Source organism: Massilia sp. UYP11, from assembly GCF_050434805.1.
In the GTDB taxonomy this organism is placed as follows: domain Bacteria; phylum Pseudomonadota; class Gammaproteobacteria; order Burkholderiales; family Burkholderiaceae_D; genus Telluria.
In genome coordinates, this window is the sequence record NZ_JBNDJE010000008.1 from 75,663 (window position 1) to 101,830 (window position 26,168).

At 65.5% G+C, this 26,168-nt stretch carries 23 protein-coding genes; 10 read left to right on the plus strand and 13 right to left on the minus strand.

Going from position 1 to position 26,168, the window contains the following annotated elements; genetic code table 11:
* Position 1: 1 nt before the first annotated feature.
* The 6 genes from ABIB38_RS13505 to rplM all read right to left on the minus strand — a co-directional run bounded on the left by ABIB38_RS13505 (position 2) and on the right by rplM (position 3,369).
* A complete protein-coding gene (locus tag ABIB38_RS13505; protein ID WP_429204572.1) occupies positions 2 to 229 on the minus strand; it encodes a hypothetical protein in 228 nt (75 codons plus the stop codon).
* A gap of 123 nt (positions 230 to 352) precedes the next feature.
* Entirely contained in the window at positions 353 to 721 is a 369-nt protein-coding gene (erpA, locus tag ABIB38_RS13510) for an iron-sulfur cluster insertion protein ErpA (protein WP_306391765.1), read from the minus strand.
* 53 nt (positions 722 to 774) lie between these two features.
* Positions 775 to 1,176: a bactofilin family protein gene (locus tag ABIB38_RS13515; RefSeq protein ID WP_429204696.1), complete on the minus strand. Its 402-nt coding sequence runs from the start codon at positions 1,174 to 1,176 to the stop codon at positions 775 to 777.
* A 121-nt stretch (positions 1,177 to 1,297) separates the two neighbouring features.
* Positions 1,298 to 2,335: an N-acetyl-gamma-glutamyl-phosphate reductase gene (argC, locus tag ABIB38_RS13520; RefSeq protein ID WP_429204574.1), complete on the minus strand. Its 1,038-nt coding sequence runs from the start codon at positions 2,333 to 2,335 to the stop codon at positions 1,298 to 1,300.
* Between the two features lie 203 nt (positions 2,336 to 2,538).
* Entirely contained in the window at positions 2,539 to 2,931 is a 393-nt protein-coding gene (rpsI, locus tag ABIB38_RS13525) for a 30S ribosomal protein S9 (protein ID WP_429204576.1), read from the minus strand.
* Between the two features lie 9 nt (positions 2,932 to 2,940).
* Complete coding sequence (gene rplM, locus ABIB38_RS13530; RefSeq protein ID WP_123069984.1) at positions 2,941 to 3,369, minus strand: 50S ribosomal protein L13; 429 nt, start codon at positions 3,367 to 3,369, stop codon at positions 2,941 to 2,943.
* A 270-nt stretch (positions 3,370 to 3,639) separates the two neighbouring features.
* On the opposite strand from rplM, the gene ABIB38_RS13535 reads away from it, so the two are divergent.
* The 4 genes from ABIB38_RS13535 (at position 3,640) to ABIB38_RS13550 (ending at position 7,544) form a co-directional block, all read left to right on the plus strand.
* A complete protein-coding gene (locus tag ABIB38_RS13535) occupies positions 3,640 to 5,091 on the plus strand; it encodes an alpha/beta hydrolase (RefSeq protein ID WP_429204578.1) in 1,452 nt (483 codons plus the stop codon).
* Positions 5,092 to 5,105: 14 nt separating this feature from the next.
* On the plus strand, positions 5,106 to 5,837 hold the full coding sequence (locus ABIB38_RS13540; RefSeq protein WP_429204580.1) for an ATP-binding cassette domain-containing protein: 732 nt from the start codon (positions 5,106 to 5,108) through the stop codon (positions 5,835 to 5,837).
* On the plus strand, positions 5,834 to 7,018 hold the full coding sequence (locus ABIB38_RS13545) for an ABC transporter permease (RefSeq protein ID WP_429204582.1): 1,185 nt from the start codon (positions 5,834 to 5,836) through the stop codon (positions 7,016 to 7,018). Before ABIB38_RS13540 ends, ABIB38_RS13545 begins: the two co-directional genes overlap by 4 nt.
* Before the next feature lie 103 nt (positions 7,019 to 7,121).
* Entirely contained in the window at positions 7,122 to 7,544 is a 423-nt protein-coding gene (locus tag ABIB38_RS13550; protein WP_429204583.1) for an OsmC family protein, read from the plus strand.
* A 214-nt stretch (positions 7,545 to 7,758) separates the two neighbouring features.
* Here ABIB38_RS13550 and coq7 read toward each other — a convergent pair whose 3' ends face one another.
* On the minus strand, positions 7,759 to 8,403 hold the full coding sequence (gene coq7, locus ABIB38_RS13555; protein ID WP_429204585.1) for a 2-polyprenyl-3-methyl-6-methoxy-1,4-benzoquinone monooxygenase: 645 nt from the start codon (positions 8,401 to 8,403) through the stop codon (positions 7,759 to 7,761).
* 34 nt (positions 8,404 to 8,437) lie between these two features.
* Positions 8,438 to 8,914, minus strand: a complete 477-nt coding sequence (locus tag ABIB38_RS13560) for a hypothetical protein (RefSeq protein WP_429204586.1) — start codon at positions 8,912 to 8,914, stop codon at positions 8,438 to 8,440.
* A 229-nt stretch (positions 8,915 to 9,143) separates the two neighbouring features.
* Between ABIB38_RS13560 and ABIB38_RS13565 the strand changes: the two genes are divergently transcribed.
* Genes ABIB38_RS13565 through ABIB38_RS13575 form a run of 3 tightly spaced genes read left to right on the plus strand, consistent with a single transcriptional unit; the run spans position 9,144 to position 13,870 of the window.
* A complete protein-coding gene (locus ABIB38_RS13565) occupies positions 9,144 to 10,037 on the plus strand; it encodes an ABC transporter ATP-binding protein (RefSeq protein ID WP_429204588.1) in 894 nt (297 codons plus the stop codon).
* 2 nt (positions 10,038 to 10,039) lie between these two features.
* Positions 10,040 to 13,621: a hypothetical protein gene (locus tag ABIB38_RS13570; protein ID WP_429204589.1), complete on the plus strand. Its 3,582-nt coding sequence runs from the start codon at positions 10,040 to 10,042 to the stop codon at positions 13,619 to 13,621.
* Positions 13,622 to 13,663: 42 nt separating this feature from the next.
* Entirely contained in the window at positions 13,664 to 13,870 is a 207-nt protein-coding gene (locus tag ABIB38_RS13575) for an addiction module protein (protein ID WP_429204591.1), read from the plus strand.
* Between the two features lie 94 nt (positions 13,871 to 13,964).
* Here the strand turns inward: ABIB38_RS13575 and ABIB38_RS13580 are convergent, their stop codons facing one another.
* The 4 genes from ABIB38_RS13580 to ABIB38_RS13595 all read right to left on the minus strand — a co-directional run bounded on the left by ABIB38_RS13580 (position 13,965) and on the right by ABIB38_RS13595 (position 19,861).
* A complete protein-coding gene (locus ABIB38_RS13580; RefSeq protein ID WP_429204593.1) occupies positions 13,965 to 16,640 on the minus strand; it encodes a DNA topoisomerase III in 2,676 nt (891 codons plus the stop codon).
* Between the two features lie 277 nt (positions 16,641 to 16,917).
* Positions 16,918 to 17,376, minus strand: a complete 459-nt coding sequence (locus tag ABIB38_RS13585) for a DUF494 family protein (RefSeq protein ID WP_429204595.1) — start codon at positions 17,374 to 17,376, stop codon at positions 16,918 to 16,920.
* A 212-nt stretch (positions 17,377 to 17,588) separates the two neighbouring features.
* Positions 17,589 to 18,725, minus strand: coding sequence for a DNA-processing protein DprA (gene dprA, locus ABIB38_RS13590; RefSeq protein ID WP_429204596.1), 1,137 nt, complete (start codon positions 18,723 to 18,725; stop codon positions 17,589 to 17,591).
* 8 nt (positions 18,726 to 18,733) lie between these two features.
* Positions 18,734 to 19,861, minus strand: coding sequence for a LysM peptidoglycan-binding domain-containing protein (locus ABIB38_RS13595; RefSeq protein WP_429204597.1), 1,128 nt, complete (start codon positions 19,859 to 19,861; stop codon positions 18,734 to 18,736).
* A gap of 302 nt (positions 19,862 to 20,163) precedes the next feature.
* Here ABIB38_RS13595 and def point away from each other — a divergent pair, with 302 nt between their 5' ends.
* Positions 20,164 to 20,703: a peptide deformylase gene (gene def, locus ABIB38_RS13600; RefSeq protein WP_429204599.1), complete on the plus strand. Its 540-nt coding sequence runs from the start codon at positions 20,164 to 20,166 to the stop codon at positions 20,701 to 20,703.
* Positions 20,704 to 20,708: 5 nt separating this feature from the next.
* Entirely contained in the window at positions 20,709 to 21,656 is a 948-nt protein-coding gene (fmt, locus tag ABIB38_RS13605) for a methionyl-tRNA formyltransferase (RefSeq protein ID WP_429204600.1), read from the plus strand.
* A 160-nt stretch (positions 21,657 to 21,816) separates the two neighbouring features.
* Here fmt and ABIB38_RS13610 read toward each other — a convergent pair whose 3' ends face one another.
* Positions 21,817 to 22,047 (minus strand): BrnA antitoxin family protein, encoded by a 231-nt coding sequence (locus ABIB38_RS13610; RefSeq protein WP_429204602.1) that lies wholly within the window; start codon positions 22,045 to 22,047, stop codon positions 21,817 to 21,819.
* A gap of 239 nt (positions 22,048 to 22,286) precedes the next feature.
* Between ABIB38_RS13610 and metH the strand changes: the two genes are divergently transcribed.
* Complete coding sequence (gene metH / locus ABIB38_RS13615) at positions 22,287 to 26,054, plus strand: methionine synthase (RefSeq protein WP_429204603.1); 3,768 nt, start codon at positions 22,287 to 22,289, stop codon at positions 26,052 to 26,054.
* Positions 26,055 to 26,168 lie beyond the last annotated feature (114 nt).

Genomic DNA, 26,168 nt, shown 5'->3' on the forward strand with positions numbered 1-26,168 from the left:
GTCAGTCGAGACGCTTGAGCCGCTGGCCGAGGATGCCCCATTGGCACGGCACGCCATCGACCAGGCCGCACAGCGCCCAGCCGGTGCCGATCTTTTCCACCGTGACGGTGGTCTCGATTTCCCGGGCCAGCTTGTCGGCCCAGCCTTTGGCGGCTCCCTGCCCCTTGAACAATTCCTTGCCCTCGTAAATCACGGTGGCGTCGAAGACGGGCATGGCGAATACGGTCATTGCTACCTCTCAGAGACGGTCATGCCGGCGCCGCGGACTGCTGCGCAGGCAGTAAACAACAAACGGCCCGCGCGAGCGGGCCGTCGATGATCCAGACCCGGGGCCTGGACATGCCGACAACGATTACGCCGAGAACGACGAACCGCAGCCGCAGGTCGAGGTGGCGTTCGGGTTCTTGATCACGAACTGGGCGCCTTCGAGGTCGTCCTTGTAATCGATCTCGGCGCCGACCAGGTACTGGTAGCTCATCGAGTCGATCAGCAGCTGGACGCCTGCCTTTTCCATCGTCGTGTCGTCGTCATTGACGATCTCGTCGAAGGTGAAACCATATTGGAAGCCCGAGCAACCGCCGCCCTGCACGAAGACGCGCAGCTTGAGGTCGGGGTTGCCTTCTTCTTCGATCAGCTGAGCAACCTTCTGCGCGGCGCTGTCGGTGAAGTTGATTGGTACGGGAATCGTGTCGAAATCTACTACTTCGGCGACTGCGGTCATGGGAAAGCTCCTGAATAAATCAAACACCGACCATTATAGACGGTTGGCGGAAGTCATGCTGCCGAGCCTTCGGCGACGTCGGCTAGATGAAACACCGGCTCGCTGGCCGGCTGGTGCGTTAATTTACCTGTTACCAACGCCCCGCCGTGCATCTCGAGCAAACGGTAGTGTACATCCCCATTGATGCGGCCTTTCGGCTGTAATTCAAGGAGTTCCGACGAATAAACCGCGCCGGCGATATACCCATTGACCACCAGGCTGGCGCAGCGCACTTCGCCTTCGATGCGCGCATGCTCCGACACGATCAGCATGCTGTCGGCGCCATCGGCCGCCACCACATTGCCGTGGACTTCACCGTCGATGCGCAGCCCGCCGGTGAAACTCAGGTCGCCCTCGATGCGGGCCGAGATACCGACCAGGCTGTCTATCTCGCTTTTCACTTGTCGACCAAACATGACGCACCTCTGAGGTTGACCGCTGGATTGAACGTGTCCAACAGTCAATTTACCCGGCTCAAAGGTCGTCGCTTTGATCTGCATCGGGTCACGCAACGGGCGTGGCCCCGGTCATTGTCTGTTATGGCAACAATGCGATCTGCTGCAAGCCTTTCGACTCTTCCAGGCCGAACATCAGGTTCATGCACTGCACGGCTTGGCCCGAGGCGCCCTTGACCAGGTTGTCCTGCACCACCAGGATCACGACGGTGTCCGTGCCTTCCGGACGGTGCAGCGCCAGGCGCAGCATGTTCGAACCGCGGGTCGAGCGCGTCTCTGGATGCGAGCCGAACGGCATGACGTCGACGAATTCGCTGTCCTGGTACTGTTGTTCAAACAGTGCCTGCAGGGCGGCGTTGTCGATCTCTTGCGTCAGGCGCGCGTACAGGGTCGCGTGCATGCCGCGGATCATCGGCACCAGGTGCGGAGTGAAGATCAGGCCGACCTTCTGGTCGGTATAGCGCGCCAGCTGGGCCGAGGTTTCCGGGGTATGGCGGTGACCATGGACGCCGTAGGCCTTGAAGTTGTCGCTCGACTCCGAGAACAGCGTGCCGATCTCGGCCTTGCGGCCGGCGCCGGAGACGCCCGACTTGCAGTCGGCGATCAGGCTGCCGGCGTCGATCAGGCCGGCCTTGAGCAGCGGATAGAAGCCCAGCTGCATCGTGGTCGGGTAGCAGCCCGGGTTGGCGATCAGGCGCGCGCCCTTGATGGCGTCGCGGTTCAGTTCCGGCAGGCCATAGACGGCTTCATTCAGCAGCTCGGGCGCGGTGTGCTCGATCTTGTACCATTTTTCGAAGACGGCGCGGTCCTTGATGCGGAAGTCCGCCGCCAGGTCGATCACCTTGACGCCGGCCGCCAGCAGCTCGGGCGCCTGGGCCATCGCCACGCCGTGCGGGGTGGCGAAGAACACCACGTCGCACTGCTTCAGGTCGGCCTTGTCGGGGCTCGAGAAGGCGATATCGACGCGGCCGCGCAGCGAAGGAAACATATCGGCTACCGGCAGGCCGTCTTCCTTGCGCGAGGTGATCGCCGTCAGTTGCACATCCGGATGAACGGCCAACAGCCGCAGCAATTCCACGCCCGTGTATCCGGTTCCGCCGACGATGCCAACTTTAATCATGTCTGTTCCTTCAGTAATGGTAAAAAAGCCCTTCCCAGGACGAGGCTGCATTTTAACAGCCTGTGAAACCCAGGTTGCACCTGTCCCGAGCCTGTTCCGCCCAGTAAGACTGGGCTCCATGCAAAAAGCCGCCCAACCTTGCGGCGGACGGCTTCTTTGGGTCCAACGCCCGAAGGCGCCGGAGAAGACTGCAGTGAAGCTGATTAACGCTTCGAGAATTGCTTTGCGCGACGTGCCTTGCGCAGACCAACTTTCTTACGCTCGACTTCACGGGCGTCACGGGTGACGAAACCGGCACGTGCCAGGTCGCCCTTGAGGCCTGCGTCGTAGTCGATCAGTGCGCGGGTGATGCCGTGACGGACGGCGCCAGCCTGGCCCGATTCGCCACCGCCGTGCACGTTGATCTTGATGTCGAAACGTTCGACGTTGCCGGTCAGTTCCAGCGGCTGACGGATCACCATCAGGCCGGTTTCACGCGAGAAGTATTCCGATGCCGGCTTACCGTTCACGATGATCTGGCCGGTGCCAGCTTTGATGAACACGCGAGCGACTGCACTCTTGCGACGGCCGGTGCCGTAGTTGTAGTTACCGATCATGTCAGTTCCTTAGAGGGTCAGTGCTTGTGGTTGCTGAGCAGCGTGCGGGTGCGAACCTTCCGCGTACACTTTCAGCTTCTTGATCATGGCGTAGCCGAGTGGGCCTTTAGGCAGCATGCCCTTGACAGCCTTCTCGAGTGCGCGACCTGGGAAACGCTGTTGCATTTTCAGGAAGTTGGTTTCGTAGATACCGCCCGGGTAGCCCGAGTGACGGTAGTACGTTTTCGCGGTGGCCTTGGTGCCGGTCACGCGCAGTTTGCCGGCGTTGATCACGACGATGAAATCGCCGGTGTCGACGTGCGGGGTGAACTCTGGCTTGTGCTTGCCGCGCAGTCGGAGTGCCACTTCGCTGGCAACACGTCCGAGGACCAGGTCCGTCGCGTCGATGACAAACCAGTCGCGCTGGACTTCGTGGCCCTTAGCGGAAAAAGTTTTCATGTTTAATCCAAAAGAAAAAATTGCTCAAATGGTGGTTCCGCACAAAGCTTCAGCGGACTCGTCCTTATTGTCTTTCCTGAGCAAACGGAAAGCCGGCAATCATACCCCTACTGCTGCCTTGCCGTCAATCCCCACCCGCATCGAGCGAGCACTTCCAGCGCGCTTGCGCACGGACACTACCCGGAACGCATGCCTTGATGCATAGTTGAAACAATCGGTTGACCGGGGAAACAGCGCGAACTTATCATCGTTGCAACCTGAGGAGATGCTGTGAAGAGATTCAAGATTCTGCCCGCCATATTGTGCCTGCCGCTGCTGGCGCCGGGCCTTGCCGGCGCCCAGTCCGCCGCCGGCGCGCCGGCGCCGTCGAAGACCGAGCGCAGCTGCCACCTGCCCGGCGTGGTCGAAGCGCTGCGCTGCGTCAGCGTCGACGTCCCGCTCGACTATGCCAAGCCGCAAGGCGCGCCACTGAAACTGCACGTGACCGTGGCCCCGGCCTATCGCCAGGGCACCCGCGGCGACCCGCTGTTCGTGCTGGCCGGCGGCCCCGGCCAGGCCGGCAGCGACGTCCTGCCCCTGCTCAAGCTCGCCTTCGACCGCGTGCGCGCCACCCGCGACATCGTCTTCATCGACCAGCGCGGCACCGGCCGCTCGGGCAAACTCGATTGCGAAAGCAAGCCGGAACACGAGCGCATGACCGACGACGAGCTGATGGCCGAACTGCGCGCCTGCATCGCCAACAACAAGCAGCCGCTGGCCGCCTACACCACGGCGGCGGCGGCGCGCGACCTGGAACAGGTGCGGCGCGCGCTGGGCTACCGCCAGGTGAACCTGTGGGGCGGCTCCTACGGCACGCGCCTGGGCCAGGCCTATGCGCGCGCTTATCCCGCCAGCGTGCGCAGCCTGGTGCTGGACGGCGTGGCCGCCCCCGACCAGGTGATCCCGGCCGGCGGGCGTGACAGCCAGGCCGCGCTCGACTCCTTGTTCGCCGCCTGCGCCAGGGACACCGCCTGCAACAAGGCCTATCCACGCCTGGCGGCGGAATTCGACGCGCTGGTTGCGAAGGTCGAAACGGGCAATGTGCGGCTGTCGCTGCCAAATCCGCGCACCGCCGAGCCGACCGAGTTCACCATGAGCCCGCAGCGCTTTCTCGGCACCGTGCACAACATCCTGTATGCGCCGGCCGATGCGCGCCGCCTGCCCTTCCTGATCCACAGCGCCAGCCGCGGGCGCTGGGAGCCGTTCGTCGCGCGCCAGAACCTGGCCGGCGACTTCGGCAACGACGCCAGCATGTCGATGCTGCTGCACTTCGCCGTGGTGTGCGCCGAAGACGTGCCGCGCTTTACGCCCGCGCTGATGAAAGCCGACGCCGCCGTGCTGGCGCGCCCGCTGGCCGAGATGATGCCCAGGCTGTGCCAGGACATCAAGGTGCCGGCGGTGCCACACGTCGCGCCATCGCGCATCGAAGCGCCGGCCCTGCTGCTGTCGGGCGCCCTCGATCCGGTCACGCCGCCGCACCGCGCAGAGGCGGCCGCCAAATCGATGGCCCGGGCCCAGCACGTCGTGGTCGCCAATGCCGGGCATGGTGTCTCGCAGCTCGGCTGCGCGCCGCGCCTGCTGCGCGCCTTCCTCGACCGGCCGCAGGACAAGCTCGACGCCGCCTGCATGGCCGAGGTGCCGGCCCCCACCTTCCAGCTCGGCAGCGCCGGGCCGCAACCTTGAATGTCGGAAACCCCATGATCGAAGTCCATGATGTACGCAAGCAGTTCGGCGCCGTCCAGGCGCTGGGCGGCGTTTCCTTCACCGCGCGCGACGGCCAGATCACCGCGCTGCTGGGCCCCAACGGCGCCGGCAAGACCACCCTGCTGCGCACCCTGGTCGGGCTGCTCAAACGCGACCACGGCAGCATCTCGATCGGCGGCGTCGACCCCGAGCAGGATCCGATGGCGGTACGCCGCAATATCGGCTTCCTGACCGACCAGTTCGGGCTGTACGAACGCCTCACCACGCGCGAATACCTGACCTACTTCGGCGAATTGAACGGCATGGACGGCGCCGCGCTGCGCAAGCGCGTCGGCGAAGTGTCGGAACTGCTCGGGATGGACGACATCCTCGAGCGCCAGACCAAGGGCTTCTCGCAGGGCCAGCGCATCAAGGTGGCGCTGGCGCGCACCCTGCTGCACCGCCCGCGCCACCTGCTGCTCGACGAACCGAGCCGCGGCCTGGACGTGATGAGCACGCGCGCGCTGCGCACCGCGCTGAACGCCCTGCGCGAGGACGGCTGCTGCGTGATCATGGCCACCCACGTGATGCAGGAGGTGATCCACCTGTGCGAGGACGTGATCGTCATCGCCAAAGGCCATACCGTGGCCCAGGGCTCGCCAGAAGAACTATGCCGGCGCACCGGCATCGCCGACCTGGAAGACGCGTTCGTCAGCCTGGTCGGCACCGAGGAAGGTATCGCATGAAGTCCAAACTCAAGGTCGTATTCCTGAAAGAGCTGCGCGAAACCCTGCGCGACCGGCGCACCTTCGGCTTTCTGGTGCTCGCGGTGCTGTTCTATCCGGCGATCCTCGGCGTCACGCTGCACCAGCTGATCGACAAGAGCACCCGCACCGAGCGCGAAGGCATCCACCTGACCGTGATCGGCGCCGCCAAGGCCCCGACCCTGATCGCCCAGCTGCGCGAACGCAGCGTGACGATCAACGAATCCGGCCCCATGACCGAGGAAGCGATCGGCGAACTCCTGCATGGCAAGAAGATCGCGGCCGTGCTGCGCCTGTCGGACGATTTCATCGACAACTACCAGTCGATGCGGCCCGCGCGCATCGAGCTGTGGTTCGACTCATCGGCCGAAAGCGGCCCGCAACGGCGCGAGCTCGAAGACATCCTGCAGGCCTATGGCAGCAATATCGCCAGCGCGCGCCTGCTGGCGCACGGCGTGTCCCCGGCCACGCTGGCGCCGATCCAGCTGCAACGCTACGACACCGGCACCAATGCCTCGCGCTCGGCCATGGTCATCGGCGGCCTGATCGGCTTCCTGTTCTTCCCGGCCTTCCTCCTGAACATGTCGTCGGCCGTCGACAGCACGGCCGGCGAACGCGAACGGCGCTCGCTGGAAGTGCTCATGGCGCAGCCGGCGCGCAGCTGGGAGCTGGTGGGCGGCAAGTGGCTCGCCTCGAGCGTGCTGGCCCTGCTGGGCGTCACCGTGGTGCTGATGCTGGGCCACGCGATCCTGCGCTGGCTGCCGCTGGAGGAAATCGGCATGTCGTGGAACCTCGGCTGGGGCGAGCTGCTGCTGGTCTGCCTGGCGACGATGCCGCTGGCGCTGCTGTCTTCCGCCCTGTACGTCGCCATGGCGATGAACGCCAAGACGTTCAAGGAAGCCCAGACCACGGTCAGCCTGGTGATGATCCTGCCGCTGCTCCCCGGCTTCGTGGTCTCGTTCATGGAACTCAAGACGGCGCAGTGGATGTACCTGACGCCGATGCTGTCGAACCAGACCCTGATCAAGGAACTGGCCAAGAGCGGCGACATCGGCTTCGCGCCGTTCGTGCTCACCTTCCTGTGTTCGCTGGTCCCGGCGCTCTTGATCGTCGCCTTCGCCAGCTGGCGCATGAAGAGCGAGAAGTACGTATTGGCTGTGTGATGCGCGCCGTCTGAACCCGGGGGCGAGCGGCCGCCTGCGCGCGGCCGGCGGCTGCCGTACAATCGACGTCCTTATCGACGCATCAGCAATACGGAGAATCGCAATGGAAGTGAAAGTCAGCTGGAACGGCCCGTCGGGCATGAGTTTCCGGGCCGAGACCGGCAGCGGCCACATGGTGGTCATGGACGGCGCGCCGGACGGCGGCGGCCATAACCTGGCGCCGCGCCCGATGGAAATGGTCCTGGCGGGCACCGGCGGCTGCACCGCCTACGACGTGGTCCTGATCCTCAAGCGCAGCCGCGAGGACGTGCGCGGCTGCGACGTGACGCTGCAAGCCGAACGCGCCGACCTTGATCCCAAGGTGTTTACGAAGATTAACTTCCACTTCACGGTCAGCGGCCGCAACCTGAAGCCGGCGACGGTGGAACGCGCGGTCAAGCTGTCGCACGAAAAATACTGCTCGGCGTCGATCATGCTGGCCAAGACGGCCGAGATCACGCATTCGTTCGAGATCGTCGAGATTTGATACGGCTCGCGCGATTGTCGGCCCAAACATCATTGTCGGCCTCCGCACGTCATTCCCGCGAAGGCGGGAATCCAAGTCCTCAGAGCCTAAGCGCTGCCACTGACGTTCGAGGTGGACGGTCGGTTGGATAATTGGGTTCCCGCCTCCGCGGGAACGACGTTCATGTGGCGCGGGCCGAACGCCGGCGCCGCAGGCCACATGTCGGCGGATCGAATCAGATCCGGTAAGCGGTCGTCGTCATCACCTTGGCCATCGCCCGCATCGCCACCTTGACCGGCAAGGGCAGCGAGGCCGCGCCCGCCGACTGCGCCGCGTTGGCGTGCGCGATCTCGTCGATGCGCATCTGGTCGACGATGGCGCGCGACCTGGCGTCCTGCACCGGCAACAGCTCGAGGTGACTGTTCAGGTGCGCCTCGACCTGGCGTTCGGTCTCGACCACGAAGCCCAGGCTGACCGGGTCGCCGATCCGGGCGGCCACGCTGCCCATCACGTAGGCGCCCGCATACCACAGCGGATTCAATACGCTCGGCTGCGACCCGAGCTCGGTCAGGCGCTCTGCGCACCACGCCAGGTGGTCTTCTTCCTCGCGCGCGGCGTGCTCGAACTGCGTGCGCACCGTTTGCGTATGGGCGAAGCTGGCCTGCGAATCGTAGAGCGCCTGCGCGCAGACCTCGCCCACGTGGTTCACCCGCATCAGGCCCGCGCTGTGGCGCCGCTCGGCTTCGCTCAATTCGCCGTCGATGGCGTGCGCGCCCGGGTTGGGGCGCGACATCGCCGCTACGCCGCCGACGACGCGCAAGGCCTTGTCGACGCCGACGATCAGTTGGTCCAGGGGGCTGATGAAACGGTTCGAAATCATGGTGTGCTCGATGTTCTGGTCGCTGAAGCGTTCATTATATGCCTTCGGCATCCGGCCCAGAGCCCGCCTCCGCCGCCACACCCTCCCGCGCTTCGCCCCGTTCCTGCTTGTTGCGCGCGATCCACCCGGCCAGCGGGCCTTCGGGCTCCAGTCCCGAGATGTTCTTGGCCACGCCCAGGTTCAATTCCAGCAGGAACGGCACCGACACCAGCGGCACGCCCGGGCAATGGCGCTCGAAGGCGTCCAGGAAGCGCGCCGACTCCACCGTCGGCATCACCTTCGCGCCGCTCATGAACTGCAGCACGCTGGTGATGGTGTGGCCCTTGCCCAGCGTATGGTAAATGAAGCGGTTGAACTCGCGGTCGACCGCCTTGAAGTCGATCGCCTCCTTGGTCATCAGGCCGGCCAGGTAGACCAGGCCCAGCGCGACGCGGAACCAGTCGGTGGATTCGGCCCGGCTGCGCCCTTCGCGCATCAGGACCAAGAGCTGTTCTTGGGTGAGGGAGTCCATGCAGCCATTATCCACGCTTTGCCCCGGCCTCGCACGCCATCCTTTATTGCAAGAAATTTATCGATAGAAAACCATCATGCGCCCTGTCACCGGATAATGCAGTCTGGGTGCCAGTTTGGACCGTGTGTCGCACCGCGCCCGCTGCGCCCGTGCCGATTGAATACAATGCCAGTGTGAAAAAGTGTTTGGCCTTGCGTAAAGCTGCGCGGGGCAGCAGCCAGGAGTTGTCATGCAATTGAAAATCCGCAATTTGTCCAAGACTTACGCCAACGGCGTGGTCGCGCTGGACCGAGTCACGCTCAACATCCCGGCCGGGATGTTCGGGCTGCTCGGTCCGAACGGCGCGGGCAAATCGACCCTGATGCGGATCCTGGCGACCCTGCAGGAGTGCGACTCCGGTTCAGTGTTCCTGGACGATATCGATGTCCTCGACGAGAAGGACGCGGTGCGCCGCATGCTGGGCTACCTGCCCCAGGATTTCGGCGTCTACCCCAAAGTGAGCGCTCACGAGCTGCTGGACCATTTTGCACAGCTGAAAGGCCTGTCGCACCGGGCGCGGCGGCGCGAAGTGGTCGACGGCCTGTTGCAGCAGACGAATCTGTGGGACGTGCGCGACCAGCGCCTGGGCACCTTCTCGGGCGGCATGCGCCAGCGCTTCGGCATTGCCCAGGCCCTGCTGGGTGACCCGCGCCTGATCATCGTCGACGAACCCACCGCCGGCCTCGATCCGCAGGAACGGGTGCGCTTCCACAACCTGCTGTCGGACATCGGCGAAGACCGCACCGTGCTGCTGTCGACCCACATCGTGTCCGACGTGGCCGACCTGTGCGCCAATATGGCGATCATCAACAAGGGCCAGGTGCTGCTGTGCGGCGAGCCGCAAGAGCTGATCTACGGGATCGAAGACTTCATCTGGGCCCGTTTCGTCACCAAGGCCGAGCTGCCCGCTTTCCAGTCGCGCTACAGCGTGATCTCGACCCGCCTGCTCAGCGGCCGCACCCTGATCCATGTATATTCCGAGGACGATCCGGGCGACGGCTTCGAGCCGGCGCGCGCCAGCCTGGAAGACGTCTATTTCGCCACCATCGCCGGCCGCCACAACCCGGCCGCCGGGAACTGCTGACCGTGCGCGCCCTGTTCGTCATCGCCCGCTTCGAAGCGGGCCAGCGCCTGCGGCGGCTCTCGACCTGGGTCTATTTCGCCGTCTTCGTGGCGCTCGCCATGGCCTGGATGGCCGCGTCGGGGGGCGCCTTCCGCGACCTGATCGTCACCTTCGGCAGCCGGGTCCTGATCGACGCCCCGCGCCAGATCGCGATCGCGACGGCGCTGCTCGGCAGCCTGGGCACGGTGGTCGCGGCGGCGGTGATGGGCCGCGCGGTGCAGCAGGACTTCGAGCACGAGATGCACCACTTCTTCTTCAGCGCGCCGCTCACCAAGGCCGACTACGTGTTCGGCCGCTTCCTGGGCGCGTTTGCGACCCTGGCGGTGATCTTTTCCGGCATCCTGATCGGGCTGTGGCTCGGCACCTTCATTCCCGGCATCACGCCCGACCGCCTGGGCGGGTCCCTGCCTTCGGCCTGGATCAAGCCCTACCTGTTCACGCTGCTGCCCAACCTGTTCATCTTCGGCGCGATCTTCTTCGTGCTCGCCGCGCTCACCCGGCGCATGCTGCCGGTCTACGTGGCCGCCGTGGTCATGACCATCGGCTACACCGTCGCGCCGTCGCTGGCGCGCGACCTCGACTTCAAGACCCTGGCCGCCCTGATCGACCCGTTCGGCACCACCGCCCTGCTCTTGCTGACCGAGTACTGGCCGCTGGCCGAGCGCAACCTCAATCCGGTCGGCCTGCACGGCGTGTACCTGCTCAACCGCCTGCTGTGGTGCGGCTTCGCACTGCTGGTGCTGCTGCTCGGCTACTGGCGCTTCCAGTTCATCGGCGAGGCCGACGTGCCGGCGCGCACGCGCGGCCGCGGCCAGGCCGAGACACCGGTCGAACTGTCGCAGGCCGCGCGCGACACCACCGCGCAACCCGATTTCGCAGCGCGCAGCCTGGCGCTGCTGCTGTTCAAGTCGGCGCGGGGCGAACTGCGCGAGATGACCCGCAACGCCTATTTCGCGGCGCTCGCCACCGGCGGCGTGCTGGCCCTGGTCGCCGGCGGGATCGACCTCGACGCCAACTACGGCGCCGTCAACTATCCGGTCACCTACATCATGCTGATGCTGATCCGCGCGGTCTTCGGCATGTTCATGCTGGCCATCACGATCTTCTATGCCGGTGAACTGGTCTGGCGCGAACGCGAGACGCGCGTGGCCCAGATGTTCGACGCGCTGCCGGTGCCGAGCTGGCTGCCGCTGGCCGGCAAGACCCTGGCCCTGGTCGGCCTGCAGGCGCTGCTGCTGCTGCTGGCCATGGTCACCTGCATGCTGATCCAGCTGTTCAAGGGCTACTTCCAGCTCGAACCGGGGCTTTACCTGCACACGCTGTTTACCATCCTGCTGCCGAACTACGCGCTGATCGCGGTGCTGGCGATCGCGGTGCAGGTCGCCGTCAACCACAAGTACCTGGCCAACTTTTTCATGATCGCCTGGCTGGTGGCGGCGCTGCTCTTGAACGGCGCCGGCCAGGACCATCCGCTGCTGCTGTACGGGGCCTGGCGCGACCTGGCGTATTCGCCGATGAACGGCTTTGGCCACCACCTGCTGCGCGAGCGCTTCTATCTGCTGTACTGGAGTGGCGCGGCGCTGATGCTGCTGGCGCTGGCGCGCGCGCTGTGGCCGCGCGGCGTCGACGACGCCTGGCGCGAGCGCCTGCGCCTGGCGCGCCGCAACCTGACACCAAAGGTGCTGACGTGCTTCGGCCTCGGGGGCGCCGTGTTCGCAGGCGCCGGCGCTTTCCTGGCCTGGGAGCTGTCGAGCGGCGGCTACCTGACGCCCTGGCGCAGCGAGCTGCTGCGCGCCGAGTACGAGAAGCGCTACCACGGCTACGCGCGGCTGCCGCAGCCGCGCATCGCCGACGTCAGGCTCGACGCCGCCATCGATCCCGCACGGCGCGCCCTGCACGTCAAGGGCAGCTACCGGCTCGAGAACCGCAGCGGCGCGCCGATCCGCGACCTGGTGCTGTACCAGCAGCGCGGCGCGCGCTTGACGCCGCGCTTCGGCCAGCCGGCGGCGGCGATCGCGCTCGACGCCGACCGCGGCTTCTACCACTACCGCCTGGCCACCCCGCTGGCGCCTGGCGCGCGCCTGGACTTCGATTTCGAACTCGACTACGCGCCGCGCGGCCTGCTGGGCCTGGGCAGCGACACGCCGGTCGTCGCCAACGGCACCTTCTTCACCAACGACGTCATGCCGCGCATCGGCTATCAGCCGTCGGTGGAACTGCGCGACGCGCGCGACCGGCGCCGCCACGGACTGGCCGCGCGCGCGCCGATGCCGGCACGCGACGACCCGGCCGGCCGCGCCAACCACCGCCTTGGCGTCGACGCCGACTGGATCGGCTTCGAGGCCACCGTCAGCACCAGCGCGGACCAGGTCGCGATCGCGCCCGGCACCCTGGTGCGCGAATGGAACGAGGGCGGACGGCGCCACTTCCGCTACAGGATGGACCGCTTGATGCCGAACGCCTACGCCTTCCAGTCGGCGCGCTACGAAGTGCGCCACGACCGCTGGCAGGACGTGACGATCGACGTCTACTACCAGCCGGGGCACGACGTCAACGTCGAGCGCCTCATCCGCGGCGCTCAGGCCGGGCTGGACTACGGCGCGCGCCATGTCGGCCGCTATCCGCTGCGCGAGCTGCGCATCGTCGAAATCCCGCGCACCGTCCGCACCACGCAGTCTTTCCCGGGCCTGATCCCATTGTCCGAAAGCGGCGCCTTCAACGCACGCGTCGATCCCGGCTCGGCGAGGGACCTCGACTACCCGTTCTACGTCAGCGCCCGCGAGACCGCGCGCCAGTGGTGGGGCCAGCAGCTGGTCGGCGCCGATACGCGCGGCGCCACCCTGCTGACCGAGAGCGTGTCCGAATACACGGCGCTGATGGTGATGAAGCACGCCTTCGGCGCGGACAAGATGCGGCGCTTCCTGCGCCATGACCTGGAAGCCTACCTGATGGGCCGCGCCCAGGAACAGGGGAAGGAACTGCCGCTGGCCCACAACGAGAACCAGCGCTACATCCATCATCACAAGGGCGGCCTGGCGCTGTACCTGCTGCAGGACATGCTGGGCGAGGACGTCGTGGGTGGCGTGCTGCGCGGCCTGCTGCGGCAATACGCCTACCGCGGCGCGCCCTACCCGACCGCTTCCAGCCTGGTCGGCGCCTTGCGCGCGGTGACCCCGAAGGACAAGGCCTACCTGATCGACGACCTGTTCGAATCGATCGTGTTCTACGAGAACCGCGCCGCCAGCGCCGTCGCGCGCCGCCGCCCGGACGGCAAAGTCGAGGTCACGATCGACGCCTACGCCGGCAAGCTGAGGATGACGGAACAGGGCGAGGAGCGGCCGCTGCCGCTGAACGACTACGTCGAGTTCGGCGTGGATGATCGCAATGGCAACCCCCTGGCGCGTGAACGGCGCCTAGTGACCCGGTCCGCGCAGCAGCTGACCCTGGTGGTCGACGGCGCGCCGGGCCGCGCCGGCATCGACCCTGACAACAAATTGATCGATCGCAAACCGAATGACAATATGCTGTCTGTCGACAATCAATAGTTCTCGCGCTATGATCGAGTCAAAATACTAGGAGAGAGCACCATGTCTACTGCCGTCACGGAAATCGCCGAACGACTCAAGCTGCTGAGCCCGGCCGAGAAACAGGAAGTCATGCAGCTGTTGCTACAGGATATCGATGGACCGGACCAGGACGCCGATGAAGCGTGGCGCAACGAAGTGGTGCGGCGCGTAAAAGCGATCCGCAATGGCGAGGCCGCAATTCTCGCGCTGAAGGAATGGCAAGATTAAGCAGCCTGCATCGATGATGCCGGCATAAAAAAACCGCGGCCAGCCGCGGTTTTTTTACGTCCGGGCCGGGCGCGATGCGCCCGCCCTCGCCCTGTCACTTCTTCGCGGCGGCCGCGGTCGCCTTCTTGGCCGGCGCCTTTTTTGCCGCCGCCTTTTTTGCCGGCGCCTTCTTGGCCGCCGGCTTGGCTGCCGCCTTGCGCGCCGCCGCCTTCACCGGCGCCGCCGCGCCATCGGCGCCGTCCGCGCCGGCCGCGGCCTCATCGTCCGCCTTGCCCGCCTTGGCCTTGGCGGCCGCGCCCGGCTTGGCCTTGCGCTCTTCGAACTCGAAGCTGATCTTGTTGTCCTTGCCGCGCACCAGGAAGGCCTTGAAAGCCCGACGGGTACGCTGCGAAACGAAGCCCGGCAGCAGATCGGTCTTGCCTTCGTTCAACAGCTTGGCCATCTGTTCCGGCACGATTTCCTGCTGCAGGATGATGCGTCCGCTGCGGAAGTCGCAGGTCTTGGGCTTGGCCACGCTGTGCTCGCACACGTAGGCGAGCGGCATTTCGTACACCCCGCCGTTGCATTTCGGGCAAGGCCCGACCGGGGTCTGGCCGCTGAAGTCCACGCCTTCGCCCTCTTCGCCTTCATCGTCCTGGCCGAAGTCGAACTCGAGCTTGAAGTTCTTGATCTCTTCATCGCGCACGATGCGCAGGATGGCGGCGAACGGACGGCCCATCTTCGAGCGGAAGCCCTGCAGCGGACCGATGGTGCGGTTCTTCAGCAGTTCTTCGACTTCCTCGATCTCGAACTGGCGGCTGCCCGGCGTCTTGCTCATCGAGAAGTCGCACTTGGTGCAGGCGAAGCGGCGGTAGTTTTCCTTGACCACGCCGCCGCAGTTCGGGCAGGGATTGACCAGCGTCGCGTACTCGCCCGGAATCGTGTCGTTGTCGTATTCCTTGGCGCGCTTGACGATGATCTGGGTCATCTGCTGGATTTCACGCATGAATTCTTCGCGCGAGATCTTGCCCTTCTCCATTTGCGACAGCTTGAATTCCCATTCGCCGGTCAGCTCGGGCGCCGTGAGTTCGTTCACGCCCAGGCCACGCAGCAAGGTCATCAGCTGGAACGCTTTCGCGGTCGGCATCAGCTCGCGCCCTTCGCGCAGCAGGTATTTCTCGGTCAACAAGCCCTCGATGATGGCCGCGCGCGTGGCCGGCGTGCCCAGGCCCTTGCCGGCCATCGCATCGCGCAGCTCGTCGGAGTCGACCAGCTTGCCCGCGCCTTCCATCGCCGACAGCAAGGTCGCTTCGTTGTAGCGCGCCGGCGGCTTGGTGACCAGGCCGTTGGCCGTGATCTTGTCAGTGAGCACCTTCTCGCCCTTGGCCACCGGCACCAGGTTGGCGCCGTCCTTGTCGTCGCCTAGATCCTTGCCATACACGGCCATCCAGCCCGGGTTGGTCATGACCTTGCCCTCGGTCTTGAACTGGTGGCCCGAGACTTCGGTAAAGCGGGTCGTGACCAGGAACTCGGCAGCCGGGAAGAACACGGCCAGGAAGCGGCGCGTGACCAGGTCGTACAGCTTCTGTTCCGGCTCGGAGAGGTTCTTGGGCACCACGCCGGTCGGGATGATGGCGAAGTGATCCGAGATCTTGGTGTTGTCGAAGATGCGCTTGTTCGGCTTGACCCAGCCGTTTTTGCTGATCTGCTTGGCGAACCCGTTGTAGTTATTGGTCTCGGCCAGCGCTTCCAGGGTCGACTTGACGGTGTCGATGTAATCCTCGGGCAGGTGGCGCGAATCGGTACGCGGGTAGGTCAGCACCTTGTGCTTCTCGTACAGCGCCTGGGCCAGGCCCAGCGTGTTCTTGGCCGAGAAGCCGAAGCGGCCGTTGGCCTCGCGCTGCAGGCTCGTCAAATCGAACAGGCCCGGCGCCATCGACGTGGTCGGCTTGCTTTCTTCGGTGACGTTGCCCTGCTTGCCGCGGCAGGCGGCCGCGATCGAGTCGGCGGCCGCTTTGCTCCACAGGCGCTCGGCGCGCTTCTCGGGATCGTTCTCGTCCTTCTTGAACTTCTGGTCGAGCCAGCGCCCCTCGTAGACGCCGGCGGCGCACACGAACTCGGCGCGCACTTCCCAGTAGTCGCGCGGCACGAACTTCTTGATCTTCTCTTCGCGCTCGACCACGATCGACAGGGTCGGGGTCTGCACCCGGCCCACCGTCGTCAGGTAGAAGCCGCCCTCTTTCGAGTTGAAGGCGGTCATGGCGCGGGTGCCGTTGATGCCGATCAGCCAATCGGCTTCGGAACGGCAGCGCGCGGCGTCGGCCAGCGGCAGCATCTCTTCGTCGCTGCGCAGGTTATTGAAGCCTTCGCGGATCGCGTTGGCCGTCATCGACTGCAGCCACAGGCGCTTGACCGGCTGCTTGGCTTTCGCGTTCTGGGCGATCAGGCGGAAGATGAGTTCTCCTTCGCGGCCCGCGTCACATGCGTTGATCAGGGTGGTGACGTCCTTGCGCTTGATCAGCTTGTTCAACACCTTGAGGCGCGATTCGGTCTTGGCAATCGGGTTCAGCGCGAAATAAGGCGGGATCATCGGCAGGTGGGTAAAGCTCCACTTGCCGCGCTTGACGTCGTGTTCTTCGGGCACCGCGATCTCGAGCAGGTGGCCGACGGCGGACGAGAGGACGTATTCGTCCGATTCGAAGTACTCATCGTGCTTGGTGAAGCCGCCCAGCGTCTTCGCGATATCGTTCGCGACCGACGGTTTCTCGGCGATGATGAGGGATTTGGTCATAGTGATTCTCGTCGTGCTATCTATATAGTGTGGGCTTGCGCATCATACATGCTCGCAACCGGGCCGGTGAAATACCGACCATAGTGTCTGATTGGTAACTGTCAAGATGAAGCGGCCAATGATAAGCGCGTTATCGCGCTCCCTGCAAGTACACCTTGTGCTGCAGGACGGTGCGATGCGCACCGCATGCCGCCTCTTCGCTGCGCAAAAATGGGGCACAAGAAATGCAAAACGGGGCGTCAGCCCCGTTCATGGATGGTGCGGCGCGGTGCGCCGTTCAATGCAGCAGACGCGGTTCCTGCTCGTCATCGTCGCTGAACAGGTCGTCGAACATCAGCGCGTCCGGTTCCTTGCCCTGGCTCCAGAGCACCATCAGCACGATGATCTTGAGCTTGCTCAAGGCGATGGGCGATTCGTCGCAGGCCAGCGCCCGCTCGATCACGATCTCGCGCTGGATGGGGCCGAGCACCTTGGCGCTTTCGAGGAAGGCGATGAAGCCGATCGCGGCGCTGCCCAGCTCGATGTATTCCTCGTCCACGTAGTAGCGCATGCCGGTGGAGGCATCGATCGTGTCGGGCAGGGGCGCATCGGTCAGCCCGGTCAGCCAGTCCAGCGCTTCCGAGATTTCGATGTCGTCGAAGCCGATGGCGGACAGCTTGCGAGCCAGCGCTGCCGGCTCGGGGCAGGCGTCGGGACGGTAGTACGTCTCGTAGAGATAGACCAGGATGTCGAACATAGTGACGCTACTGTAGCAGCTAAACTTCGTGCGGCACAAGTAGAGCATGCCTGTCGCGCTGCCTCGTGGAAAAAACGTTGTATCCAAGCCTTGTTCGATCAACCAGTTTGCCAAAAACCATTAAAAACAAGAACATACCATTCGCATATCTGCCGTGATGCAGTACATGCAATCTACGGAATGCATCCAAAACAGCGCGATTCGGTGCAGGCCTAACGCCAGAGGCGCTGCACCCTTCCACCCGGCAATTGAGCGATCAAGCCCGACAGTTCCAGCGCCAGCAACCGCCCGCCGAGTTCGCCCGGAGTCACACCCAGCCGCCCCAGCAAATCGTCGAGCGCCACCGGATCGGAACCCAGCGCGGCCAGCAGGCCGGCATCCGGCGGCGGCGCCGTCTCGCGCGGCGCGGCGTATTGTTGCGGGCCGCCGGCCGCCAGCGGCGACACCCGCATCGCCGCCAGCACCTCGTCCACCGTCTCGACCAGTTGCGCGCCGTCGCGGATCAGCCGGTGGCAGCCCTTGGCCAGCGCGGAGTGGATCGAGCCGGGCAAGGCGAACACCTCCCTGCCCTGCTCCGCCGCCATCTGAGCCGTGATCAGCGAGCCGGACTGGGCTGCGGCCTCGATCACCAGCACGCCGGCCGCCAGGCCGCTGATCACGCGGTTGCGGCGCGGGAAATTGGCGGCCAGCGGCGGCGTGCCGAGCGCGTACTCGCTGACCAGGCAACCGTGTTCGGCGATGCGGTGGGCGAGCAGCCGGTTGCGCGCCGGGTAGACGCGGTCGAGGCCGGTGCCGACCACGGCGATGGTGGCGCCAGGGCCGCGCAGCGCGCCCTCGTGGGCGGCGGTGTCGATGCCCAGCGCCAGCCCCGACACCACGCACAGGCCGGCGCCGGACAGGGCCGCGGCAAAAGATTCGGCGTCGAGCTTGCCCTGCACGCTGGCGTTGCGGCTGCCGACCACGGCGACCAGGGGCCGCGCCAGCAGCTCGATGCGGCCGGCGGCGTACAGCAGCAGCGGCGGATCGGCGATCTCGGCCAGCGCCGGCGGGTACAGGGGATCGTGGAAGGTGATCAGGTGGTGGCCGGGCCGGGCCAGCCAGGCCAGGGTGGCCTCGACCAGGGCCGTCAAGGCGGGCGTGAACGGCGTGCGCAAGGCTTGCGCCTGGCTGGCCGACACGTGGGCCGCCAGCGCCGCCGGCCCGGCCCGGAAAATGGCGCCGGGCGAGCCGAAGGCGGCCAACAGCGCATGCGCGCTGCGGCAGCCCACCCCGTCCGCCTGTTCCAGGCGCAGCCAGTCGGCGATCAGGGTGGTGCGCTCGGAATTGGGATGGGGTTCCGTGTCTTGCACGGCCTGGGTTACTCCGGTGATTTGGCCACGTCGCCCACCTGCACCGGCGCCGTCACCTGCATGACCAAGCCGTACGAAACGTTCTTGAACACGCGGAAGATGAACAGGCTGCCGTATTGCTCGTCGGGCAGTTTCAACTGCTGCCGGCCCAGGCCCAGGAAGCCCCGGCTCCGTGGATCGGCCACAGTCTTCCCGAGATGATAGAGCTGCAGCACGGCGCCGACATCGAGTCCGTCAACCGTGCCCCGGTTGACAGTAACGACCTGGCTCTGCCCGGCGTAGGTCACGCCCGCGTAGATCGACATGACGCGGCCGTCGATGGGTTGCAGCGGCGCATGCGGCATGTAGTTGCGCACCGGCGTCGGCGGCGCCGGCACCAGGAGGTCGCCCACGCCCATCTCCTGCACGGTATCGACCACCTGGAAGGTATGCACGTCGACGCCGGGCGCGGCCGGCTTGACCAGCTTGACGGTGCCCAGGAAGGCGGCTTCGTGCGCCACTACCAGGCCGGTCTGCGGGTCCGTCAGCGTGGCGCCGGGGCGGAATACCTGGAACACGCTCTCGCCCCCGATCGCGCCGTGCACGTAGACGCGGTCGCCTTCGCCCAGGTAGACGCGGCCCTCCTGCGAGGCGGCGATGCGCGGCGCGCCCGCCAGCTCGTCGGCCTCGACCACCAGCGGCTGGGTCAGATAGGGTTCGATGGCGCCTGCGGGAATCGCCGGCACGGCGTCGCGCGCCAGGCCTTCGCTGCGCACCTGCGGCGACAGGCGGGTCAACGGAGGCGCACCGCGGCCGTCGCCGGCGCCGCCGCTGCCGGGCTGCTGCAGGCTCAGGCGGCCACGCGCGCGGTCGAACCAGATGGTCTGGCCCGGATAGATCCAGTGCGGGTTGCGGATTTCGTCGCGGTTCATGCCCCAGACCTGGGGCCAGCACCAGGGGTTGCGCAAGAAGGAGCCAGAAATATCCCACAAGGTATCGCCCTTGACCACGACGTGCTTGTCGGGTGCGTCCGGGCGGAAGCTGCAGGCGGCAGTAGCGGACAAGGCGGGCATCGGGGTCTGGGCCGAGGCGCCGGCGGCGCATGCGAGTAACGCCGCCGCAGCAGCACGGGCCACGACTGTGCTAAAATTTTTCATTGAAGACGTCCGTTTAATGCGGCGTAAGATTATCTTGATGCCGCTAGATAGCAGCTGCATCCAAGGTCATGATGCTGAACAGGCCGCTTCGTCATCGGCCAGCCACAGCCAGATATGGCACGACGTACCGCTCCCCGCTCACGGAAGGGTTGCTGTATAGAATCAAATTCTGCACATAAATCCCTGAACTAGCAAGCAAACCGAGGTCTGCGCGCCAGGGCGTGTGGTGGGTTTGCGTCCTGTCTTGTCTGCAAGCCAAGTACCCGTTCAACCTAGACAACTCCACCGACATCCGATCCGATATGGCACTTCTCGACATCCTCCGCTACCCCGACCCGCGCCTGCACAAGGTCGCCAAGCCGGTCACCGAATTCGGTACCGAGCGCCTGCGCAAGCTGGTGGCCGACATGGCGGAAACCATGTATGACGCCCCCGGCGTCGGCCTGGCCGCCACCCAGGTGGACGTGCACGAGCGCGTGGTCACCATCGACGTGACCGAAGCGCAAGAACAGCTGATGGTCTTCATCAATCCCGAGATCACCTGGGCCAGCGACGAAAAGCAGGTCTACGACGAGGGCTGCCTGTCGGTGCCCGGCGTCTACGACGGCGTCGAGCGCCCGGCCCGGATCAAGGTGCGCGCGCTCGACGTCGACGGCAAGCCGTTCGAAGTCGATGCCGACGGGCTGTTGGCCGTGTGCATCCAGCACGAGATGGACCACCTGATGGGCAAGGTTTTCGTCGAATACCTGTCGCCGCTCAAGCGCAACCGCATCAAGGCCAAGCTGCAGAAGGAAGAACGCGGCATGCAGCGCGACGCCGCCCAGCGCGCCGCGCGCCATTGATCGCGATGAAGGTCGTTTTCGCCGGCACGCCCGAGTTCGCCGCCGTCGCCCTGCGCGCCCTGCACGAGGCCGGCTTCGAGATCCCGCTGGTGCTGACCCAGCCCGACCGTCCCGCCGGCCGCGGCATGCAGCTGCAGGCGTCGAGCGTCAAGCAGTACGCGCTGGCGCACGGCATGCCGGTGGCGCAGCCGCTGTCGCTGCGCATGGACGCCAAGGATCCCGAGCGCGCCGCCCAGGCCCGCGCCGCGCACGAACGATTGCAATCGATCGACTACGACGTGATGGTGGTCGCGGCCTATGGCCTGATCCTGCCGCGCAGCACGCTCGACATCCGTCCCTGCATCAACATCCACGGTTCGCTGCTGCCGCGCTGGCGCGGCGCCGCGCCGATCCACCGCGCGATCGAATCGGGCGACCCCGAGACCGGCGTGACCATCATGGAGATGGAAGAAGGCCTGGATACGGGGCCGATGCTGACCATGGAGCGCCTGCCGATCGAACCGTTCGATACCACCGGCAGCCTGCACGACAAGCTGGCCGCGCTGGGCGGACGCATGATCGTCGACGCGCTGCGCGAGATGGCGGCCGGCGGCCTGCAGGCCGTGGCGCAACCGGACCAAGGCGTGACCTACGCCGCCAAGATCGGCAAGGAAGAAGCGAAGCTCGATTTCAGCCTGCCGGCTGAGGTATTGGCGCGCAAGGTGCGCGCCTTCAATCCGTTCCCCGGCGCGAACGGCGTGGTCGATGGCGTGGCGGTGAAATTCTGGTCCGCCGAAGCGGTGGAAGGTGGCGGCGCGGCGGGCGCGGTCTTGCAAGCCGACGCGGGCGGCATCGTGGTCGCTTGCGGAGAAGGCGCGCTGCGCCTGAACGAATTGCAAAAGCCGGGCGGCAAGCGCCTGAAGGCGGCGGAATTCCTCAAAGGGTTTCCGCTCGCGGGATTGACGTTCGCCTGAGCCGTTCGCTACGCTGCAGACACCGTTTTCAAGGCACGTGCGTTTTGCCACCGGCAGAAAGAACTCCCCGCGCAGGCGGGGACGACGCTCTTGACCTCACGACGGGACGACGTGCCATGCTTGAAGACGATGGCGTCGCGCCCACGCCCACGCGATCGGATTATTCCGCCTGCGACGTACGCTGGGCGTCCATATGTTCACGCAACACCTGGTTGATACGGGTTTGATAGCCGGGACCTGCGGCCTTGAACCATTCGAGCATGTCCACATCCAGGCGGATCGTGACGATCTGTTTCACACCGTTGCTGGCGACTTGTGGCTTTGACGACATTGCTGGCTCCGGGTTGCGGTCCATAGGCTGATCCCAATCCGGTTGGTATTCTTTGTTCATGCGGTTATCCCATCATATACGTTCGCCACTCGTGGCGGCGGAACTTGATTGTCGTCTCGCCATGTATCGTAAAGATTGCAGCGACCCCGCCAAATGTAACGCTATGTAACGCATGCGGCATTGAATACATAACGATACATACAGGACCCCATCGCCGGGCCAATCCTGCCGCTTGACGTATAATCGTAGACCGCCCAACGTCAACCGGTCTGTCAAACCGCACCTTCGGAAAATACACGATGAACGCCCGTACCAATCCCGTCTCCCCGGTCGAAACCCAGCTGCGCGAGATCCTCGCGCGCCGCATCATGATCCTGGATGGCGCGATGGGCACCATCATCCAGCAGTACAAGCTCGATGAAGCGGCCTACCGCGGCGAGCGTTTCGCGACCTTCGCGGCGCCCGAGGGAGCCGGCCAGCGCGAACTGTTCGTGAAAGGGAATAACGAGCTGCTCACGCTCACCCAACCGCACGTGATCCAGGAAATCCACGAACGCTATCTCGCCGCCGGCGCCGACCTGCTCGAGACCAATACCTTCGGCGCCACCGGCGTGGCGCAGGAGGATTACCACATGGCGCACCTGGCCTACGAGATGAACGTCGAAGCGGCGAAGCTCGCGCGCGCCGCCTGCGACAAATATTCGACTCCCGACAAGCCGCGCTTCGTCGCCGGCGCCCTGGGACCGACCCCGAAGACCGCCTCGATCTCGCCGGACGTCAACGATCCGGCGGCGCGCAACATCACCTTCGACCAGCTGGTCGCCTCCTACCATGAACAGGTGCGCGGCCTGGTCGACGGCGGCGCCGACCTGCTGCTGGTTGAGACCATCTTCGACACCCTGAACTGCAAGGCGGCGCTGTTCGCGATCGACCAGTATTTCGACGAGCATCCCGACACGCCGCGCCTGCCCCTGATGATCTCGGGCACCGTCACCGACGCCTCGGGCCGCATCCTGTCGGGCCAGACCGTGCCCGCCTTCTGGAATTCGGTGCGGCATGCCAAGCCCTTGACGATTGGCCTGAACTGCGCGCTCGGCGCGGCGCTGATGCGCCCCTACGCGCAAGAGCTGTCGCAAATCGCCGATACGTTCGTCTGCATCTACCCGAACGCCGGCCTGCCCAACCCGATGAGCGACACCGGCTTCGACGAGCTGCCGGCCGACACCTCGGCCCTGCTGCGCGAATTCGCCGACGCCGGGTTCATCAACATCGCCGGCGGCTGCTGCGGCACCACGCCCGAGCACATCGCGGCGATCGCGAAGATGCTGGAAACCCAGGCTCCGCGCCAGGTGCCCGACGTGCCGGTCGCGATGCGCCTGTCGGGCCTGGAGCCGTTCACCATCGACGAATCGTCGCTGTTCGTGAACGTCGGCGAGCGCACCAACGTCACCGGCTCGAAGGCGTTCGCGCGCATGATCCTGAACGAGCAGTTCGACGAGGCGCTGTCGGTGGCGCGCCAGCAGGTCGAGAACGGCGCCCAGGTCATCGACATCAACATGGACGAGGCGATGCTCGATTCGCAGGCGGCCATGACGCGCTTCCTGAACCTGATCGCCTCGGAACCGGACATCTCGCGCGTGCCGGTGATGATCGACTCTTCCAAGTGGTCGGTGATCGAGGCGGGCCTGAAATGCGTGCAGGGCAAGGCCATCGTCAACTCGATCTCGATGAAGGAAGGCCTGGAGGAATTCATCCGCCAGGCGCGGCTGTGCCGCCGCTATGGCGCCGCCGTGATCGTGATGGCGTTCGACGAGCAGGGCCAGGCCGACACCTTCGCGCGCAAGATCGAGATCTGCGAGCGCGCCTACAAGGTGCTGACCGAACAGGTGGGCTTCCCGCCCGAGGACATCATCTTCGACCCGAACATCTTCGCCATCGCCACCGGCATCGAAGAGCACGACAACTACGCCAACGACTTCATCGAGGCATGCGCCTGGATCCGCGACAACCTGCCGCACGCGAAGATCTCGGGCGGCGTGTCGAACGTCTCGTTCAGCTTCCGCGGCAACGACCCGGCGCGCGAGGCGATCCACACCGTGTTCCTGTACCACGCGATCAAGGCCGGCCTCACGATGGGCATCGTCAACGCCGGCATGGTCGGCGTCTACGACGACCTCGATCCCGAACTGCGCGAGCGCGTGGAAGACGTGGTGCTCAATCGCCGCAAGGACGCGACCGAGCGCATGATCGAATTCGCCGGCACGCTCAAGGCCGGCGGCGCCAGGCAGGAACAGAACCTCGAGTGGAGGAACAGCCCGGTCGAGAAGCGCCTGGCGCACGCGCTGGTGCACGGCATCACGCAGTGGATCGTCGACGACACCGAAGAGATGCGCCAGCAGGTGGCCGCGGCCAACGGCCGCCCGATCCACGTGATCGAAGGTCCGCTGATGGACGGCATGAACATCGTCGGCGACCTCTTCGGCCAGGGCAAGATGTTCCTGCCGCAGGTGGTCAAGTCGGCGCGCGTGATGAAGCAGGCCGTGGCGCACCTGGTGCCGTTCATCGAAGAAGAAAAGGCGGCCGAAGAAGCCCGCACCGGCATTGTCGCCAAGCCCAAGGGCAAGATGGTGATCGCCACCGTCAAGGGCGACGTGCACGACATCGGCAAGAACATCGTCTCGGTGGTCCTGCAGTGCAACAACTTCGAGATCGTGAACATGGGCGTGATGGTCCCTTGCGCCGACATTCTGGCCAAGGCCAAGGAAGAAAACGCCGACATGGTCGGCCTGTCGGGCCTGATCACGCCGTCGCTCGAAGAGATGGCGCACGTCGCGCGCGAGATGCAGCGCGACCCGTGGTTCCGCGAGCGCCAGGTGCCGCTCCTGATCGGCGGCGCCACCACCAGCCGCGCCCACACCGCGGTCAAGATCGCGCCGCACTACGACGGTCCGGTGATCTACGTGCCGGATGCGTCGCGCTCGGTCTCGGTCGGCCAGGCGCTGGTGAGCGACGAAACGAAGGGCGCCTACCTCATCGAACTGGCCCAGGACTACGAACGCATCCGCATCCAGCACGCCGGCAAGAAGGCGCTGCCGATGCTGCCTCTCGAGCAGGCGCGCGCCAACAAGGCGAAGCTGGAGTTCGCGCCGGTCAAGCCGAAGTTCATCGGGCGCCGCGTGTTCAAGAACGTCGACCTGGGCCTGATCGCGCGTTACATCGACTGGGGCCCGTTCTTCCAGACCTGGGACCTGGCCGGCCCCTTCCCCGCCATCCTCACCGATGACGTGGTGGGCGAAGCCGCTACCAGGGTGTATGCCGAAGGCCAGGCGATGCTCAAGAAGATCATCGAAGGCCGCTGGCTCACCGCCAACGGCGCGATCGCCCTGCTCCCGGCCAATACGGTCAACGACGACGACATCGAGGTGTATACCGACGAATCGCGCGAGCAGGTGGCGTTTACCTATTACGGCCTGCGCCAGCAGGGCGTCAGGCCGGTTATCGACGGCGTGCAGCGCCCCAACCAGTGCCTGGCCGACTTCATCGCACCCAAAGACAGCGGCATCCCGGACTACATCGGCATGTTCGCCGTGACCGCTGGCCTCGGCATCGAGAAGCACGAGCAGCGCTTCGAGGCGGCGCATGACGACTATTCGTCGATCATGCTCAAGTCGCTGGCCGACCGCCTGGCCGAAGCCTTCGCCGAATACATGCACGAGCGCGTGCGCACCGACCTGTGGGGCTATGCGGCCAACGAAGACCTGCCGAGCGAGGCGCTGATCGCCGAGGAGTACCAGGGCATCCGCCCGGCGCCGGGCTATCCGGCCTGCCCCGAGCACACGGTCAAGGCCGATATGTTCCGCACGCTGCAGGCCGGCGAAATCGGCATGGAGCTGACCGAGTCGTTCGCGATGTATCCGGGCGCGGCGGTGTCGGGCTTTTACTTTGCGCACCCGGCATCGAAGTATTTCGTGGTCGGGAAGATCGGCAACGACCAGGTCGAGGACATGGCGCGGCGGCGCGGGATGGACAAGCTCGACGTCGAACGGCACCTGGCGCCGAACCTGTAATCGCCGTAAGCGCGCAGCGGAGCGCAAGAGAATATCTGCTGCGTAAAAACGTCGTTCCCGCGAAGGCGGGAACCTAAGTTTGTTTGCGCCGACAATACGTTTGCCGAGATCAGC